Here is a 15628-nt window from a genome sequence, read left to right as displayed (position 1 = left end):
GGCCCGGTCGCCCCCTGCCCTACATCCCGCTGAACCGCCCACCGAAACAGCCCGTTCCACTGGGGGAGTTGCAAGCACCCGTGACCACCTGGACCGACCACACCGCCGACCGACCCATCTCGCTCACCGCCCCGAGCGGCATCGACCGCGCGGCCCACCACCGGCTCGACGAGGCCTGGCTCGCGGCCGCGTGGAGCCACCCCACGACTCGCTGCTTCGTGGTCTCCGGCGGTCAGGTGCTCATCGACGAGACGGCGGACGGCCGTACCGAACTCGTGATGACCCCGTCCTTCGAGGCCCCGCTCACCGAGGCGCACCGCTACTTCCTGGGCACGGACACGGACGGCGTCAGCTACTTCGCGCTGCAGAAGGACTCCCTGCCCGGCCGTATCGACCAGTCGGCACGGCCGGCGGGCCTGCGCGAGGCCGGTCTGCTGCTCTCGTCGCGGGACGTCGGCCTCATGGTGCACGCGGTGGGCCTGGAGAACTGGCAGCGCACCCACCGCTTCTGCTCCCGCTGCGGCGAGCGCACCGTCATCGCCGCGGCAGGCCACATCCGCCGCTGCCAGGCATGCGGCGCCGAGCACTATCCGCGCACGGACCCCGCCGTGATCATGGCAGTGACCGACGACGACGACCGCGTGCTGCTCGGCCGCCAGGTGCACTGGCCCGAGGGCCGCTTCTCGACGCTCGCCGGATTCGTGGAGCCCGGAGAGTCCATCGAACAGGCGGTGCGCCGCGAGGTCTGGGAGGAGGTCGGCGTCACGGTCGGGCAGGTCGAGTACGTCGCCAGCCAGCCCTGGCCGTTCCCGTCCAGCCTGATGCTGGGCTTCCTGGCCCGTGCCACGTCGACCGAGGTACAGGTGGACGGCGACGAGATACACGAGGCCCGCTGGTTCTCCCGTGAGGAACTGGGCGCCGCCTTCGAGTCCGGCGAGGTGCTGCCCCCGTACGGCATCTCGATCGCGGCCCGCCTGATCGAGATGTGGTACGGCAAGCCACTGCCGACCCGCACCTTCGCGGTTCTCGCAGCCGACGGCGTCGGCCGCCGAGGCCGTCGGACGGCGAGGTCGTCAGACGCCGACCTTCTGCTTCACCTGGGCCAGCGACGGGTTGGTCAGCGTCGAACCGTCTGCGAAGCGCACGGTCGGAACCGTCTGGTTTCCGCCATTCGCCTTCTCCACGAATGCCGCCGACTCCGGGTCCTGCTCGATGTTGATCTCGGTGTACGCGATGCCCTCGCGGTCCATCTGGCTCTTCAGCCGACGGCAGTAACCGCACCACGTCGTGCTGTACATCGTCACAGTGCCCTGCATCTCGCTCGCGCTCCTCTGGTGGCTCGGGGAAGTCATCCAGCACAGGAACGTACGCGAGGCGGCCGCCATTCCCGGCCGGGGCACTCGTGCGACGTGACTCCCGCCGCACCGGAACGTCCGCCCGCACCGGAGCGTCCGCACGGAACGTATGACAGTACGACTTCACCGGGCTCCCTGTGGACAACCGCCACAGCAGTCTCCGGCGACCTGGCAGCATGGCGGTGTGACACCAGCAACGCACTCCACCCTCTTCCCACAGGGCCACGGCGTCTCCCAGTACTCGGCCGTGCCGAGCGGGGCGGACGCGGTGCTCGAAGGGCTCGACCCCGAGCAGCGCGAAGTGGCCACCGCCCTGCACGGGCCGGTGTGCGTGCTGGCCGGAGCCGGCACCGGCAAGACGCGGGCGATCACCCACCGCATCGCCTACGGAGTGCGCGCCGGGATCCTCCAGCCCGCCAGTGTGCTCGCCGTCACCTTCACCAACCGTGCCGCCGGGGAGATGCGCGGCCGACTGCGCCAGCTCGGCGCCCAGGGCGTCCAGGCCCGCACCTTCCACTCCGCCGCGCTGCGACAGCTCCAGTACTTCTGGCCGAAAGCGATCGGTGGCGCCATGCCCCGGCTGGTCGACCGCAAGATCCAGTTCGTCGCGGACGCGGCGGCCGCCTGCCGCATCCGCCTCGACCGAGGTGAGCTGCGCGACGTCACCGCGGAGATCGAGTGGTCCAAGGCCACCCAGACGGTCCCCGCCGACTATCCGCTCGCAGTCGCGAAGGCCGGCCGCGAGGCCCCGCGCGACCCGGCAGAGATCGCCCAGCTCTACTCGGTCTACGAGGACCTCAAGCGGGACCGGGGCGTCATCGACTTCGAGGACGTCCTGCTGCTGACCGTCGCCGTCCTCCAGGACCGCCATGACATCGCCGAACAGGTCCGTTCCCAGTACCAGCACTTCGTGGTCGACGAGTACCAGGACGTCAGCCCCCTCCAGCAGCGCCTGCTGGAGCTGTGGCTCGGCGACCGGGACAGCCTGTGCGTGGTCGGGGACGCCAGCCAGACCATCTACTCGTTCACAGGAGCAAGTCCCGACCACCTCCTGGACTTCCGGCTCCACCACCCCGGAGCCACCGTCGTCAAGCTGGTCCGTGACTACCGCTCCACCCCCCAGATCGTCCGCCTCGCCAACGGCCTGCTCGCCCAGGCCCGCGGCCGCGCCGCCGACCACCGGCTCGAACTGATCTCACAGCGCGACCAGGGCCCCGATCCCGTCCACACCGAGTACGCCGACGAGCCCGCCGAGGCGGAGGGAGCCGCCCGCCGCATCCGCGAGCTGATCGACTCCGGCGTCCCTGCCGCCCGGATCGCCGTCCTGTTCCGTACGAACTCCCAGTCCGAGACCTATGAGCAGGCCCTCGCCGACGTCGCGGTCCCCTACCAGCTGCGCGGCGCGGAGCGGTTCTTCGACCGGCCCGAGGTGCGCACGGCGACCGTCGCACTGCGCGGCGCGGCACGCTTCGGCGGCAACGACCCGCTCCTCGACGACGTCGTGAGCCTGCCCTCGCAGGTGCGTGCCGTCCTCTCGGGCAAGGGCTGGACCTCGGAGCCGCCGGCCGGTTCCGGGGCCGTGAGGGAACGCTGGGAGTCGCTGGCCGCGCTGGCCAACCTCGCCCATGACTTCGCGGCCGCCAGACCCGAGGCCACCCTGAGCGACTTCGTCACCGAACTCGACGAGCGGGCCACCGCGCAGCACGCCCCCACCGTCCAGGGCGTCACCCTTGCCTCGTTGCACTCGGCCAAGGGCCTGGAGTGGGACGTCGTCTTCCTGGTGGGGGTCGGCGAGGGCATGATGCCGATCACCTACGCAAAGACCGACGAACAGATCGAGGAGGAACGCCGACTCCTCTATGTCGGTGTGACCCGTGCCAGAGAGCGGCTGTATGTCTCCTGGTCCCTGACCAGATCGCCCGGCGGCCGGCCCAACCGCCGCCCCAGCCGCTTCCTCGACGGCCTGCGCCCGGGCACCGTCACCGCGGGGCGCCCGGCAGGCGGCGCCTCGGGCGGGGTCGAGCGGGGCTTCGCCGTCGCCGGTGCCGTCGCCGCTCCCCGGCGTGCCCAGCGCAGCCCGGCCCGCTGTCGCGTCTGCGGCCGCACGCTCACCGACGCGGGCGAGATGAAGCTGATGCGCTGCGAGGACTGCCCCTCGGACATGAACGAAGGCGTCTACGAGCGGCTGCGCGAGTGGCGCGAGGAGCAGGCCCGGCGCAGCGGGCAGCCGGCGTTCTGCGTCTTCACGGACAAGACGCTCGTCGTCATCGCGGAGAGCGTGCCCGACGACACCGGAGCGCTGGCCCGTATCCCCGGCGTGACGGTGCGCAAACTCAACCGGTACGGGGCCGATGTCCTGGCGATCTGCGCAGGCCGCGAGCCAGGCGGAAGCGCCGGGCACGACTGATACGAACTCGTCGAAAAAATAGTTTGCGCATGCCCCAGCAATCCCCATAGGTTCTAAGCACGGAAACGGCGCTCTTCTCGAAGACGCCGGCACCGTGTTGTACTTGCATATCCAAGTGGGCTGGTTCACCCGGCCCCTGAGACGCCGAGAGGAGGCGAGTCCGGTGACCATCATCAACCCCAGCTTCAGCATCCTGAGCACGGCCAAGATGACCGATCGCTCGACCGTCTCCCTGTGCATTCTCGGCGCCTCGAACCCGGCCACCGGTATGTCCGGCATTCGTGCCGAGCGTCCGGCGTCCTCCCCTGTTCTGGCTGGTCTTACCGGCCGTGAGCGCAATGAGCGACCGATCAAGGCACTGGAAGCAGTAACGGCACAGGCGCAGGCCTATGCCTTTGCGGCCGGTGCCGGAGACCGGAAGCAGAGCAAGCAGCACCACCTGATGTGGGCCTTCCGTGGGCCAGAACCCTGGAGTGATCCAGCCTGATCGTCGATCAGGCCGGCGCCTTCAGGGCCGCGGAACCCCACCCGGGATCCGCGGCCCTTCTGTTTGCCCCGAACGGGGACGACGGAGCGAAGGGGCCTCGGGACAAGACAAGAACCCGGTACCAGCCGCCACCCGGTCCACCCGACCGGAACGACCAGACGAGGAAGACGAACCGTGCAACTCGAAGCGCACGCCCCGTCCGTACCGCCTTCCGAAACGATCCCCCCGCCCGGCCTCACGGAGGACTCTCCCTTGACCCCGCTCACTGCGCTCACCGCGCTCGACGACGCCATCGAGAACCTCGGCGTACCCGTCCCCTGCCGCTCCAACGACCCGGAGGTCTTCTTCGCCGAGTCGCCGGCCGATGTCGAGTACGCCAAGGCCCTCTGCCGCACCTGCCCGCTGATCGAGGCCTGCCTCGCCGGGGCCAAGGAGCGGCGTGAGCCCTGGGGCGTCTGGGGTGGCGAGCTGTTCGTCCAGGGCGTCGTTGTCGCCCGGAAGCGGCCGCGTGGCCGCCCGCGCAAGAACCCGGTTGCGGCATGAACACCGCAGGAACGATCGACCGCCCCCTCACGCTCGACCCCAAGAAGCAGGCCCCGATGAAGCCGTCCACCAGCGAGCCCGTTGGCTCCGCGATCACAGACTTCAGCACCACCAGCGGCACGACCGTTTCGTGCCAGAACAGGACCCGAGAAATGCAACTCATCCCAGAAGCCCTGGCTCGTGCGCATATGCACGACCGACTGCACGAGGCGGAGCGACAGCGCCGGGCCGTGAGCCTGGCGACCGCTCGCCGGATGCAGCGCCGGGCCGAGCGCGCCTCGCTGCGCGCCCGGCGCGCGCTCGCCATGGCCGTCATGCAGTGATCCAGCACATCTGAAAGCGGTGGCCTCCCGGTCTCGGGAGGCAACAGCTCCCCGCGGGGGCCGGTCCGAGCGAACGGACCGGCCCCCGCGGTGCGTTGTACCCGCCGGTCGGCCGCTCGCGGCGTTATGGTCGCCGGGTGACGAGTCTTCCCGGAGACAGTGACCACGAGGGCCTCCCCACGGAGTCCCACGCCGTCGTGTGTGCCCGCTGCGGCACCCGGGCCGAGGCGCCTCGGCCCACCTGGACCTGCTCGGTCGAGAACGGCGCTCGTCGCTACTTCTGCGACACCTGCGCCCGGGAGAACCTCAGGGCCATCGAGGGGCGGCTGGACTCGGCCTGGTGGTGAGGCCCCTCGTCCGGGACCTCAGGCCTCCGCCGGTTCCGCCTCGTCCAGGTCCTCCTCGGGGACGAGCCCAGGCAGCCAGTCCTCCAACTCCGCACGAAGCCGTACCGTCGCGCCCAGCTGGCACAGGACGCCGATGGTGCTCAGGGTCACCCGGTGGATCAGGAGATAGGCGGGCGGCAGGTTGAGCCGCTTGCCCAGCTGGTAGGCGGGGGAGCGGGGGTCGGCCACGCGGGCGGCCTGGCCGCGCATCCAGGCGCGCGTGAACGTGAACTCCTCCACCAGCGCCGGTTCGATGATCGGCAGCAGGTAGTCGAGGACCGCCTGAGGGGCGAGGTCTATCGACTCCTTGACGAAGCCCTCGGCGCACAGCAACTCGTAGACCGCCCCGGCCTCGCCCTCCAGAGCCATCCGCAGGGAGTCGCCGATCGGCGTCGGCAGACCACCGGGGAGACGGTCGACGGTACCGAAGTCCAGTACACCGAGTCGCCAGTCGTCAGGGCGGTCCGGGTCGCCCGGGAGCAGCCGGAAGTTGCCCGGGTGCGGGTCGGCGTGCAGCAGGCCGGTACGGGCCGGACCCGAGAACAGGAACCGGGCGAGGAGCTGGCCCGCCCGGTCGCGCTGCTGGGTCGTGCCGTCCGCGATGATCTCCGAGAGGGGGATCCCGTCGATCCACTCGGTGACCAGAACCTGGTCGCACTGGTGGACCACCCCGGGGACCACCACATCGGGGTCGTCGGCGAACTCCTCGGCGTGCGCCCGCTGGGCCTGGGCCTCCAGGCCGTAGTCCAGTTCCTCGGAGACCCGGTCCCGCAGCTCGGTGATCAGCGGTTTGATGTCCATGCCGGGAATGAGCGGACCCAGCAGGCGGGCGAAGCGGCTCAGTTGGGTCAGGTCGGACAGAAGCGCCTCACCTGCCCCGGGATACTGCACCTTCACCGCCACATCACGGCCGTCGTGCCACACGGCCCGGTGCACCTGCCCGATCGAGGCGGCCGCGGCCGGCTTGTCGTCGAACTCCTCGAACAGGTCCCGCCAGTTCGCCCCCAGCCGCTCCACGAGCACCGCGTGCACGGTGCGGGTGGGCATCGGCGGGGCCGCGTCCTGGAGTTTGGTGAGAGCCGCGCGGTAGGGACCCGCGACCTCCTCGGGCAGCGCCGACTCGAAGACGGACAGAGCCTGCCCGAACTTCATCGCACCGCCCTTCAGCTCGCCGAGGACCTTGAACAGCTGTTCCGCGGTGCGCTGTTGCAACTCGCGGCCGACGATCTCCGCGGACTCGCCCACGATCCGCTTGCCCAGGCCCCAGGTCGCCCGGCCTGCGAAGCCGAGCGGGAGCGCGGCGAGCTTGGCGGTCCGGGTGACCGCCTTCCGGGGAAGATCAGACATGCGCCCTCCAAGTCCCAGCCGGCCGTGCCGCGTCTGCCCTGCGTGCTCGATCCGTCAACGGCCGTTGCCCTGCCATTGTCTCGTGTGTCCCCGCGTTCGTTGAGGGGTGTTCTCCCTCACCTCTCTCCGCCGCTCCGCAGGGACATGCCGGATGCGGCCGCACCGGCCGTGCCTGCCAGTGCAGGCCCGGCAGGGAGGTCTCCCAGCGGACGCCCGCGCTCGACGGCGACTCGCCGTCCAGGAAGGCGAGCGTGTGGGCGGCGGCCAGCCCGGCGACGGCCGTCGCCAGCGTCAGGTCGCACGCGGCCACTTGCCGGGCCCGGCCGGAGCGCCACTGCGCGACCAGACGGGGCCAGGTCGGGTCCTGATCCGTGCGGTCCTGGTGCAGGCAGCCGGCGCAGCCGGTGCCGCCCGGCAGAACGAGGGGACCGACCACGCCGGTTCCCTCCACGACACCCGCGTGGAGATGGGGTGTTCCGGTGGTCATGAGCGGCTCGGCCGAGAAGGGATCGGGCGCGTGGACGGCGACGTCGTCCCGAGGGGCGAGGATCACCAGCGAGAGGCCGGGTTCCGCGGTCTCTGTCCTCGTGCGGTGGCCTCGGCGCGGCGGGCGGTCGGGCGCGGCCCGGCGCACCGCCTGGCGCGCGGCCTCGGTCCTCGCTCTGCCGACCGACTCCGCGTCCAGCCCGCCCGGTGCGACGTCCCACGGCTCGACTTGGCCGATGTCGCGGACGTCGACCTCACCCACGCCCGCGCCCGACAGCAGCGCGGCCAGTGTCACACCGACCCGTCCGGCCCCGCGCACCTGGACACGCAGACTCCGGCGGGCCGTCAGCCGGCCGATCGCTCCGCCCGGATCGGAGGTGAGCAGGGACAGTGACGCGAGATCGGGACGCAGCCGGTCGAACACGTCCTTCTTCTTCCGCAGGGCGTCGGCCGCCTGTCCGCCGCCCAGCGCATCGTCGAGCAGGCCCGCCCGCGACAACCTCTCCACCAACGCGTCGACACGCCCGCCGGGCAGGTCCATGCGGGCTCCCTCGTCGCGCAGCAGCGGCAGCCCGCGGGTGCCGTTGAGCAGGTCCAGGAAGCTGACCGTCGCCGTGTCCATCGGACCGAGAGTCATCGCGTGCGCCGGGGTCATCCCGAACTGCACCGTGTTGAGGTCGCGCCAGCCGCGCCTGAGCGCGGGTTTCACCATCGGATGCATGACAGGCCCCCGTAGCCTCGGAATAGTCCGGAACACCCCTGTTCGTCGGGGAAGCGGTCGCGTTCCGCCGACGACTGCCAGCATGCCCGGTGCCGCGGGCCGGTGCCGGAAGTTGTCCACAGGCGGGGTGGATTCTTCGTACGAATCAGACGCATGGTGGGGGATCGGCAGCGAACCGTCCCGGACCCGGGACTTCTCCCGTGTGCAACGGGTAACGTCGGGGCGTGCCCGCCGACCCACTGCACCGCGCCGGAAAGCCACAGCGCAGCACGACGAGCCAGCCGCCGAGTGGCTCGGGGGCCAGCGCGATCGAGGTCCGCAGGAGCGCCCGGCGACGCCGGACCGTCTCCGCGTACCGCGAGGGCGATCGCACTGTCGTGCTCATCCCCGCCCGGATGTCCGAGGCGGAGGAACAACGCTGGGTGACCGTCATGCTCGACAAGCTGGCCGCCCAGGAGAGCAAGCGGGTGCCCGGCGACACCGAGCTCGCCGAACGTGCCCAACGGCTGTCGGACCAGCACTTCGGCGGCCGGGCGCGGCCGGTCTCCGTGCGCTGGGTCACCAACCAGAACACGCGCTGGGGTTCGTGCACCCCGGCCGAGGGCAGCATCCGGCTGTCGCACCGGTTGCAGGGCATGCCCGAGTACGTGATCGACTACGTGCTCTGCCACGAACTCGCCCATCTGCTCGTGCCGGGGCACGGACCGCGGTTCTGGCGGCTGCTGGAGGCCTATCCGCGCACCGAGCGGGCCCGTGGCTACCTCGAAGGCGTGGCGGCCGCGGGACGTCTGCCCCATGCGCCCGGCGGTGTGCGCGACGAGTGACCCGTCCGCGGGCCGGATTCCGGGCGCCGCCGGAGACGGTTGTGTACCGGGTCTGTACCGGCCGCGTCCGGTGTCCGGGTTTGCCGTTAGCCTGGCGCGACGCACTCACATTCGGGATGGGGACGGTCGTAACGCATGGCCAGGGAATTCCAACGCGGCCACAAGGCCAGGATCAGTGACCTCACGGCGGGCACGGATCTGTACGTAGGCGTGCAGATTTCCGCCCCCGGACTGACCTTCGACATCAGTTGCTTCGGCCTCGACGCCGACGAACGCCTCTCGGACGACGCGTACTTCGTCTTCTTCAACCAGCCGAAGTCTCCCGAGGAGGCCATTCAGCTGCTGGGCGCCCAGGCGGGCGACACGGAGTCGTTCCGGATCACGCTGGACAGGATCCCGTCGCGGATCCAGAAGCTGTCGTTCACGGCGACCGTCGACGGCGCCGGGCAGATGTCCCAGATCAACCCCGGGTACATCCGGATCGTGGCCGGTGGCGAGGAGGTGGCCCGGTACTCCTTCAGCGGCTCGGAGTTCTCCACCGAGCGCGCCGTGATGCTCGCCGACCTCTACCTGAAGGACGTATGGCGGTTCGCCGCGGTCGGCCAGGGCTTCGACGGCGGCCTGGAAGCGCTGCTGAGGAACTTCGGCGGCGAGGTGATGGAGGAGGAGCAGGCACCGGCCGCTCCGCAGCAGCCGCAGACCGGAGCGAGCCCGAGCTTCGCCCCGCCCGCGTTCGGCGCCCTGGCCGCCCCGGCTCCCGTACCCGCCCCGGCCGCCGTGCCCGCCCCGGCTCCAGCTCCCGCTCCTGCCCCACAGGGCTTCACGCCGCCCCCCGCGCCCGACGTGCACGCCGCGCCGACCGTCATCGCCCCGCTGGCCCCGCCGCCCGGCGGCACGGTGCCCCCTCCGGCCCCGGCTCCGGCGCCCTACGGCCAGCCCCATCCGGGATACGGCCAGCAGCCCCCGAGCGCACCCATGCCACCGGGTTACGCACAGCCCCCGGCCCCGCACGCCCCCGGCTACGGCCAGCCCACTCCGCCTCCCGGTTACGGCCAGCCGCCCCAGCCGCCGGGCTACGGCCAGCAGCCGCCGTTCGGCCAGGTCCCCGGCCAGCCGACCGCCTCCTACGGCGTGCCGCAGGGCGCCCCCCAGGGCGGCGCCGGGGTGACCGCAGCGCTCCAGCAGTTCAAGGAGACGCCCACCGGCCAGCGCTGGACCCAGCAGAACAAGAAGCTGATCCGCGTCGACCTCGGCATCGGTGGCCAGCCCGTCCTCGCCCGCCAGGGCAGCATGGTGCTCTACCAGGGCAAGGTCGACTTCAGCTACAAGGGCGCAGGCTTCGCCGGCCGGGTCGTCGGCAACGCGACCGGCCAGGAGATGCAGCTCATGCGCTGCACCGGCCAGGGCCAGGTGTTCCTCGCCGAGAACTCCACCCACTTGCACCCCGTCGAACTCCAGGGCGACGCGATCTGTGTCTCCGCCGAGAACGTCCTCGCCTTCGACGAGAGCCTCCAGCACGAGGTCCGCCGCATCGAGGGTCACGGCATCCCCGGCGGCGCCCTGTTCACGATGCAGTTCCAGGGCACCGGCACGATCGTCGTCAAGACGCACGGCACGCCCGTCGTACTGCCCGTGACACCGACGACCTTCGCCGACTGCAACGCCGTGGTCGCCTGGTCGGCCGCCTCCCAGGTGATCGTCTCCAGCCAGGTCCGGATGCGCCGCAACGCCTACCCGGGCGACACCGGGGAGAGCGTCAACCTCCAGTTCCGGGGAGCACCCGGCAACTTCATCGTCGTCCAGCCGTACGAGGTCTGAGGGAGCCCGTCATGAACCAGCCACTCGCGGGCTACGCCCCCGCACCCGTCACCGCCCGTATGGAAAACCACGGCGAGCACATGCTGAAGGTCGCCATGCAGACCGGCAACGACCTCCTCGCGCGCGTGGGGTCGATGGTCGCCTACGAGGGCTTCGTCCAGTACGAACCCAACCCGCCGGCCGTCCGGCAGATCGCCCGCGACTGGATCACCGGCGAGGGCGCCCCGCTGATGAAGTGCTCCGGCGACGGACTGCTCTACCTCGCGGACTACGGGGCGAACGTCGTCGTGATCAACCTCAACGGCGACGGCATCTCCGTCAACGCCACCAACCTGCTGGCCTTCGACGCGCACCTCACCTGGGGTGTGGAGCGTGTCAAGGGACTGGCGAAGTTCGCCGGCCAGGGCCTGTGGAACACCAGGATCTCCGGGCAGGGCTGGGTGGCCCTCACCTCCCGAGGCAAGCCGATCGTCGTCGACTGCGGCGGCGGTGAGGACGAGACGTACGTCGACCCGGACGCGCTGGTCGCCTGGTCCCCGAACCTCAAGGTGAAGGGCAAGCGCAGCTTCAAGGCGCAGTCGCTGATCGGCAGGGGCAGTGGGGAGGCCTACCAGATGGCCTTCTCCGGCCAGGGCATCGTCGTCGTACAGCCCAGCGAGGACAGCACCGACCGCCTCCGGATCCGGGGCTGAGGGGGAACGAGAGAACCATGCAGAGCCCGCTTTTCGCGTTCAACGACTCGCAGTCCCAGGACCGCTACAGCCTCCAGAACAAGCAGATGCTGCGCGTCGTCATGGAGGGGCACGACGACATCCTCGCCCGCAAGGGCACCATGGTCGCCTACCAGGGCCTGGTCGAGTTCGACGCCGAGTACCAGAACAACCAGCAGGCCCGCGCGCGTGCCTACACCGGTGAGGGACTCAACCTGATGCGCTGCCACGGGCAGGGCACGGTCTACCTCGCCAACCTCGCCCAGCACATCCACGTGGTGGACGTGGAGCAGGACGGGCTGACCGTCGACAGCAGCTACGTCCTGGCCATGGACTCCTCGCTGCACCACGACGTGATCGCCGTCGACAGCCTGTACGGCATCACGGGGTCGGGCAAGTACCAGCTCAACATCACCGGACGCGGCAAGGTCGCCCTGATGACCTCGGGCGCGCCGCTGATGATGCAGGTCACACCGGACAAGTACGTGAACTGCGACGCGGACGCCATCGTCGCCTGGTCCACCGGGCTGCGGGTGCAGATGCAGGCCCAGACGCACTCCTCCGGGGTGTGGCGGCGCCGCGGCAACACCGGTGAGGGCTGGGAGCTGAGCTTCATGGGCAGCGGCTTCGCACTGGTGCAGCCGAGCGAGCTGCTGCCGCCGCAGAACGCGGCGATCGGACAGGGCCTTGCCGCGCAGTTCGGCATGGGCCAGCACGGGGCACGGGCACAGAACCAGGGGAACGTCTGGAGCTGAGTCCGGGTGACGGGTGACCGCGAGGACGGTCACCCGTCACCCCTCAGGTCACCCGTCACCCCTCAGAGCCTGGCGCGGGTCGCCTCCAGCAGTCGGACGACGGAGTTGTCCGCCACATCCGCCACCTCGGCATAGGCGAACCAGCACAGGTCGAGCGACTCGTCGCTGATCGCCTCCACGGCTCCGCGCGGGGCGACGGCGGCGTACTGCACGTCCAGGTGCCAGGCGCACGGGGTGTGGTGCCGGTCCAGGCGGACCGGGACACTCCCCAACAGCCGCAGCGAGGAGATGCCGGACTCCTCCGTGGCCTCGCGGAGCGCTGCAGCCGCGAGTGTGCGGTCGCTCGGCTCGCAGTGGCCGCCCATCTGGAGCCACATACGCAACTTCTTGTGCAGCGTGAGCAGGACACGCTCGCCCTCGGGGTCGATCACCAGGGCGCTCGCCGTGATGTGCCCGTCCCCGCACGCCTTCCACATCCCGTCGGGATGCCCGTCCAGATGGTTCAGGTAGACCTGACGGAGATCGTGCTGGTCCTCGTACTCCTTCAGGACCTGGACCGCGTCGCCGTGCAGCGTCACTCGGAGTCCTCGTCCTCGTCCTCGTCCTTGCTCTTGGCTCCGCCCTTGCCGCTGTCCTCGGCCTTCCCGGAGTCGTTCTTCTCCAGGTCCGGCTTCCCGCCGGAGCCGCCCGCCGCCTCGCCGAGCATCTTGTCCAGCTCGGAGAAGTCCAGGTGCTCCCGGTGCACGAAACCGTCCGGGTCGTCCAGGTCGGTGGCGGTCGGCAGCATGTCCGGGTGAGCCCACAGGGCGTCCCGGCCGTCGACACCGCGCGCGTCGGTGAGCGAGGCCCACAGCCGCGAGGCGTCCCGCAGCCGGCGCGGCCGCAGCTCCAGGCCGATCAGCGTGGCGAAGGTCTGCTCCGCGGGACCCCCCGTGGCGCGGCGACGGCGCAGCGTCTCGCGCAGGGCGTCGGCGGACGACAGACGCGGCTTCGCGGCGGCGTGCACCACCGCGTCCACCCAGCCCTCCACGAGCGCCAGGGCCGTCTCCAGACGGGCCAGGGCGGCCTTCTGCGCCGGCGTGTCCTCCGGCTGGAACATGCCCTGCTGGAGCGCGTCCTGCAACTGCTCGGGGTTCTGCGGGTCGAACTGGCCGACCACGTCCTCCAGCTTGGCCGTGTCCACCTTGATCCCGCGCGCATACCCCTCGACCGCGCCGAACAGGTGCGCGCGCAGCCACGGCACGTGTGCGAAGAGCCGCTGGTGGGCGGCCTCGCGCAGGGCCAGGTAGAGCCGCACCTCGTCCTGCGGGACGCCCAGGTCCTTGCCGAACGCCTCCATGTTCACCGGCAGCAGCGCGGCCCGACCGGCCGGGCCGAGCGGGAGGCCGATGTCGGTCGAGCCGACGACCTCGCCCGCGAGCACGCCCACGGCCTGCCCGATCTGTGTGCCGAACATGGCGCCACCCATCGAGCGCATCATGCCGATCAGCGGGCCCGCCATGGCCTGCATCTCCTCCGGCAGGACGTCGCCCATGGCCGCGCCGACCCGCTCGGCGACCGGGTCGACGAGCTCCTTCCAGGCGGGCAGCGTCGCCTCGACCCACTCCGCGCGGGACCAGGCCACCGCGGAGCCCGCACCGGACGGCAGGGACGTCGCGTCGTCGAGCCACAGGTCCGCGAGCCGCACGGCCTCCTCGACGGCGGAGCGCTCGGAGGGGCCGACGCTCGCGTCCTTGACGCCGTCCTGAGTGCCCTGGGACACCGTCTGGCGCGCGATCTGCTTGGCCATGTCCCAGTTCACCGGGCCGCCCTCGTAGGAGAGCATCTGGCCGAGCTGCTGGAACGCGGCGCCGAGGTCGGTGGGGTTCAGCGAACCGAACATGGCGGCGAGCGGATTGTCCGCGCCCTGGCCGCCGAAGCCACCGGCCCCGGGGAACGCGAAACCGAACGGGTTGGCCGGTCCCTGCCCACCACCGCTCTGCTGGTCCTTCTCCTTGCCCTCGTCGCCGTCTTCCGGCTCCTCCGGCGGAAGGCCGAATCCGAATGGGGTGTCACTCACGGGATTCCTCGGCTGGTAAGGCCACCGGTTCTCTCCGGCGGCGCGGCTGCCCGACAACACCACCCAGCGTAGACACCTGCGGCGCGATCGGGGCTCGGTGCTTCGCCGACTCTTGGCCTGCGGCAGGATGGATGCCAACTGGTACGTACGCGTCACTCGCGCCCGTACTGAAGACAACCGCTGGAGACGCCCGGTGAGTTCCCCAGATCCGCAGGTTCGCGGAGCGCGAAACCATTCAACGCCCGCCGCGGTGCGCGGGCCCGTCGTCGCGGTCACCGGCGCCGCCACCGGGGTCGGCGCGCTGCTCACCGAGCGGCTCGCCGCGTCCGAGGCGATCAAGCAGGTCGTCGCCATCGACGAGCGGCGCGGAGAGTGCGCGGCGGCGCAGTGGCACATCCTCGACGTGCGGGACCCGGCCATCGCGGACAAGCTGCGGGGCGCGGACGTGGTGGTGCATCTGGCTCTCGACCTCGACCTCGGGAGTGACGCAGCCGCCCGTACGGCGTACAACGTGCGCGGCACGCAGACCGTGCTGACGGCAGCGGCCGCCGCCGGGGTGCACCGGGTCGTGCTGTGCACGTCGGCCATGGTCTACGGGGCGCTGCCGGACAACGAGCTGCCGCTGTCGGAGGACGCGGAGCTGCGGGCGACCGCAGAGGCCACCGGCGTGGGCGACCTGCTGGAGATCGAGCGGCTCGCGCGGCGTGCGCCCCGCGCGCACCCCGGGCTCAATGTCACCGTGGTGCGGCCCGCCGTGCTGGTCGGAGGCACCGACACCGCGCTGACCCGCTACTTCGAGTCGCCCCGGCTGCTCGTGGTCGCCGGTTCCCGGCCCGCCTGGCAGTTCTGTCACGTCGAGGACCTGTGCAGCGCGCTGGAGTACGCGGTCGTGGAGAAGGTCGACGGTGAGCTGGCCGTCGGGTGCGACGGTTGGCTGGAGCAGGAGGAGGTCGAGGAGCTCAGCGGCATCCGGCGGATGGAGCTGCCCTCGGCGGTCGCGCTGGGTGCGGCGGCCAGGCTGCACCGGATCGGGCTGACTCCGTCCCCGGCCGGGGACCTGGCCTACACGATGTATCCGTGGGTGGTCAGCGGCAGCCGGCTGCACGACGCCGGGTGGCGTCCGGGGTGGACCAACGAGGAGGTGCTCGCGGAGCTCCTCGAGGAGGTCTCCGGGAGGCACACGGTCGCCGGGCGGCGGCTGGGCCGCAAGGACGCGACCGCGGCGGGCGCGGCGGGCGCGACGGTCGCGCTGCTGGGCGCGGCGGCCGTCGTACGGCGGGCCCGGAAGGCGCGGCGGCGTCTGTGAGACCGGGGGCCGGCCCGGAGCGGGGTGTTGTCCAGGTGTTGTAGGACACTCCGAAGCGTCCCGCGCGCGTGCCCGGGGTTACCTGATGAACGTCGCATTCC

General features: G+C 71.2%; 15 protein-coding genes and 1 pseudogene. 11 read left to right on the top strand and 5 right to left on the bottom strand.

Going from position 1 to position 15628, the window contains the following annotated elements; translation table 11 throughout:
* Positions 1-80: 80 nt before the first annotated feature.
* Positions 81-1019: pseudogene (gene nudC / locus ACIPK3_RS17505) on the top strand (NAD(+) diphosphatase); the annotation flags it as partial.
* Positions 1020-1073: 54 nt separating this feature from the next.
* Here nudC and ACIPK3_RS17500 read toward each other — a convergent pair.
* A complete protein-coding gene (locus ACIPK3_RS17500) occupies positions 1074-1316 on the bottom strand; it encodes a mycoredoxin (protein WP_402570534.1) in 243 nt (80 codons plus the stop codon).
* A 223-nt stretch (positions 1317-1539) separates the two neighbouring features.
* Here ACIPK3_RS17500 and ACIPK3_RS17495 point away from each other — a divergent pair, with 223 nt between their 5' ends.
* The 5 genes from ACIPK3_RS17495 (at position 1540) to ACIPK3_RS17475 (ending at position 5462) form a co-directional block, all read left to right on the top strand.
* The gene (locus ACIPK3_RS17495; RefSeq protein WP_402570533.1) at positions 1540-3762 is read left to right on the top strand and encodes an ATP-dependent DNA helicase UvrD2; all 2223 of its coding nucleotides are present in this window, start codon (positions 1540-1542) and stop codon (positions 3760-3762) included.
* A gap of 208 nt (positions 3763-3970) precedes the next feature.
* Entirely contained in the window at positions 3971-4249 is a 279-nt protein-coding gene (locus tag ACIPK3_RS17490) for a hypothetical protein (RefSeq protein ID WP_402570800.1), read from the top strand.
* Positions 4250-4423: 174 nt separating this feature from the next.
* Positions 4424-4792 carry a WhiB family transcriptional regulator gene (locus tag ACIPK3_RS17485; RefSeq protein ID WP_402570532.1) on the top strand — a complete coding sequence of 123 codons (369 nt, stop codon included), beginning with the start codon at positions 4424-4426 and terminating at the stop codon, positions 4790-4792.
* Positions 4789-5115 carry a hypothetical protein gene (locus ACIPK3_RS17480; RefSeq protein WP_402570530.1) on the top strand — a complete coding sequence of 109 codons (327 nt, stop codon included), beginning with the start codon at positions 4789-4791 and terminating at the stop codon, positions 5113-5115. The genes ACIPK3_RS17485 and ACIPK3_RS17480 overlap by 4 nt, the downstream gene beginning before the upstream one ends.
* Before the next feature lie 137 nt (positions 5116-5252).
* Positions 5253-5462 (top strand): hypothetical protein, encoded by a 210-nt coding sequence (locus tag ACIPK3_RS17475; protein WP_402570529.1) that lies wholly within the window; start codon positions 5253-5255, stop codon positions 5460-5462.
* Between the two features lie 18 nt (positions 5463-5480).
* On the opposite strand, the gene ACIPK3_RS17470 is transcribed toward ACIPK3_RS17475, so the two are convergent.
* Entirely contained in the window at positions 5481-6848 is a 1368-nt protein-coding gene (locus ACIPK3_RS17470) for an ABC1 kinase family protein (protein WP_402570527.1), read from the bottom strand.
* On the bottom strand, positions 6841-8055 hold the full coding sequence (locus ACIPK3_RS17465) for a TOMM precursor leader peptide-binding protein (protein ID WP_402570525.1): 1215 nt from the start codon (positions 8053-8055) through the stop codon (positions 6841-6843). Before ACIPK3_RS17465 ends, ACIPK3_RS17470 begins: the two co-directional genes overlap by 8 nt.
* A gap of 224 nt (positions 8056-8279) precedes the next feature.
* Between ACIPK3_RS17465 and ACIPK3_RS17460 the strand changes: the two genes are divergently transcribed.
* From ACIPK3_RS17460 to ACIPK3_RS17445, 4 genes are all read left to right on the top strand, one after another.
* Entirely contained in the window at positions 8280-8879 is a 600-nt protein-coding gene (locus ACIPK3_RS17460; protein WP_402570524.1) for a M48 family metallopeptidase, read from the top strand.
* Positions 8880-9014: 135 nt separating this feature from the next.
* The gene (locus ACIPK3_RS17455; protein ID WP_402570523.1) at positions 9015-10697 is read left to right on the top strand and encodes a TerD family protein; all 1683 of its coding nucleotides are present in this window, start codon (positions 9015-9017) and stop codon (positions 10695-10697) included.
* Positions 10698-10708: 11 nt separating this feature from the next.
* Positions 10709-11389 (top strand): AIM24 family protein, encoded by a 681-nt coding sequence (locus ACIPK3_RS17450; protein ID WP_402570521.1) that lies wholly within the window; start codon positions 10709-10711, stop codon positions 11387-11389.
* A gap of 17 nt (positions 11390-11406) precedes the next feature.
* Positions 11407-12162: an AIM24 family protein gene (locus tag ACIPK3_RS17445; protein ID WP_402570519.1), complete on the top strand. Its 756-nt coding sequence runs from the start codon at positions 11407-11409 to the stop codon at positions 12160-12162.
* 62 nt (positions 12163-12224) lie between these two features.
* On the opposite strand, the gene ACIPK3_RS17440 is transcribed toward ACIPK3_RS17445, so the two are convergent.
* Positions 12225-12740 (bottom strand): NUDIX hydrolase, encoded by a 516-nt coding sequence (locus ACIPK3_RS17440; protein WP_402570517.1) that lies wholly within the window; start codon positions 12738-12740, stop codon positions 12225-12227.
* Positions 12737-14221, bottom strand: coding sequence for a zinc-dependent metalloprotease (locus tag ACIPK3_RS17435; RefSeq protein WP_402570515.1), 1485 nt, complete (start codon positions 14219-14221; stop codon positions 12737-12739). Before ACIPK3_RS17435 ends, ACIPK3_RS17440 begins: the two co-directional genes overlap by 4 nt.
* Positions 14222-14414: 193 nt before the next feature.
* On the opposite strand from ACIPK3_RS17435, the gene ACIPK3_RS17430 reads away from it, so the two are divergent.
* The gene (locus ACIPK3_RS17430) at positions 14415-15527 is read left to right on the top strand and encodes an SDR family oxidoreductase (protein ID WP_402570514.1); all 1113 of its coding nucleotides are present in this window, start codon (positions 14415-14417) and stop codon (positions 15525-15527) included.
* The last annotated feature ends 101 nt before the right edge of the window (positions 15528-15628 follow it).

Source organism: Streptomyces sp. NPDC086787 (assembly GCF_044745865.1).
Classification (GTDB): Bacteria; Actinomycetota; Actinomycetes; order Streptomycetales; family Streptomycetaceae; genus Streptomyces.
This window is presented reverse-complemented; position numbering and strand designations above follow the sequence as displayed.

What these genes read in the sequence shown, in the direction of transcription:
- ACIPK3_RS17500 (WP_402570534.1), bottom strand. Translation starts at nt 1,316, where the DNA reads ATGCAGGGCACTGTGACGATGTACAGCACGACGTGGTGCGGTTACTGC.
- ACIPK3_RS17490 (WP_402570800.1), top strand. Translation starts at nt 3,971, where the DNA reads ATGACCGATCGCTCGACCGTCTCCCTGTGCATTCTCGGCGCCTCGAAC.
- ACIPK3_RS17480 (WP_402570530.1), top strand. Translation starts at nt 4,789, where the DNA reads ATGAACACCGCAGGAACGATCGACCGCCCCCTCACGCTCGACCCCAAG.
- ACIPK3_RS17470 (WP_402570527.1), bottom strand. Translation starts at nt 6,848, where the DNA reads ATGTCTGATCTTCCCCGGAAGGCGGTCACCCGGACCGCCAAGCTCGCC.
- ACIPK3_RS17465 (WP_402570525.1), bottom strand. Translation starts at nt 8,055, where the DNA reads ATGCATCCGATGGTGAAACCCGCGCTCAGGCGCGGCTGGCGCGACCTC.
- ACIPK3_RS17455 (WP_402570523.1), top strand. Translation starts at nt 9,015, where the DNA reads ATGGCCAGGGAATTCCAACGCGGCCACAAGGCCAGGATCAGTGACCTC.
- ACIPK3_RS17450 (WP_402570521.1), top strand. Translation starts at nt 10,709, where the DNA reads ATGAACCAGCCACTCGCGGGCTACGCCCCCGCACCCGTCACCGCCCGT.
- ACIPK3_RS17445 (WP_402570519.1), top strand. Translation starts at nt 11,407, where the DNA reads ATGCAGAGCCCGCTTTTCGCGTTCAACGACTCGCAGTCCCAGGACCGC.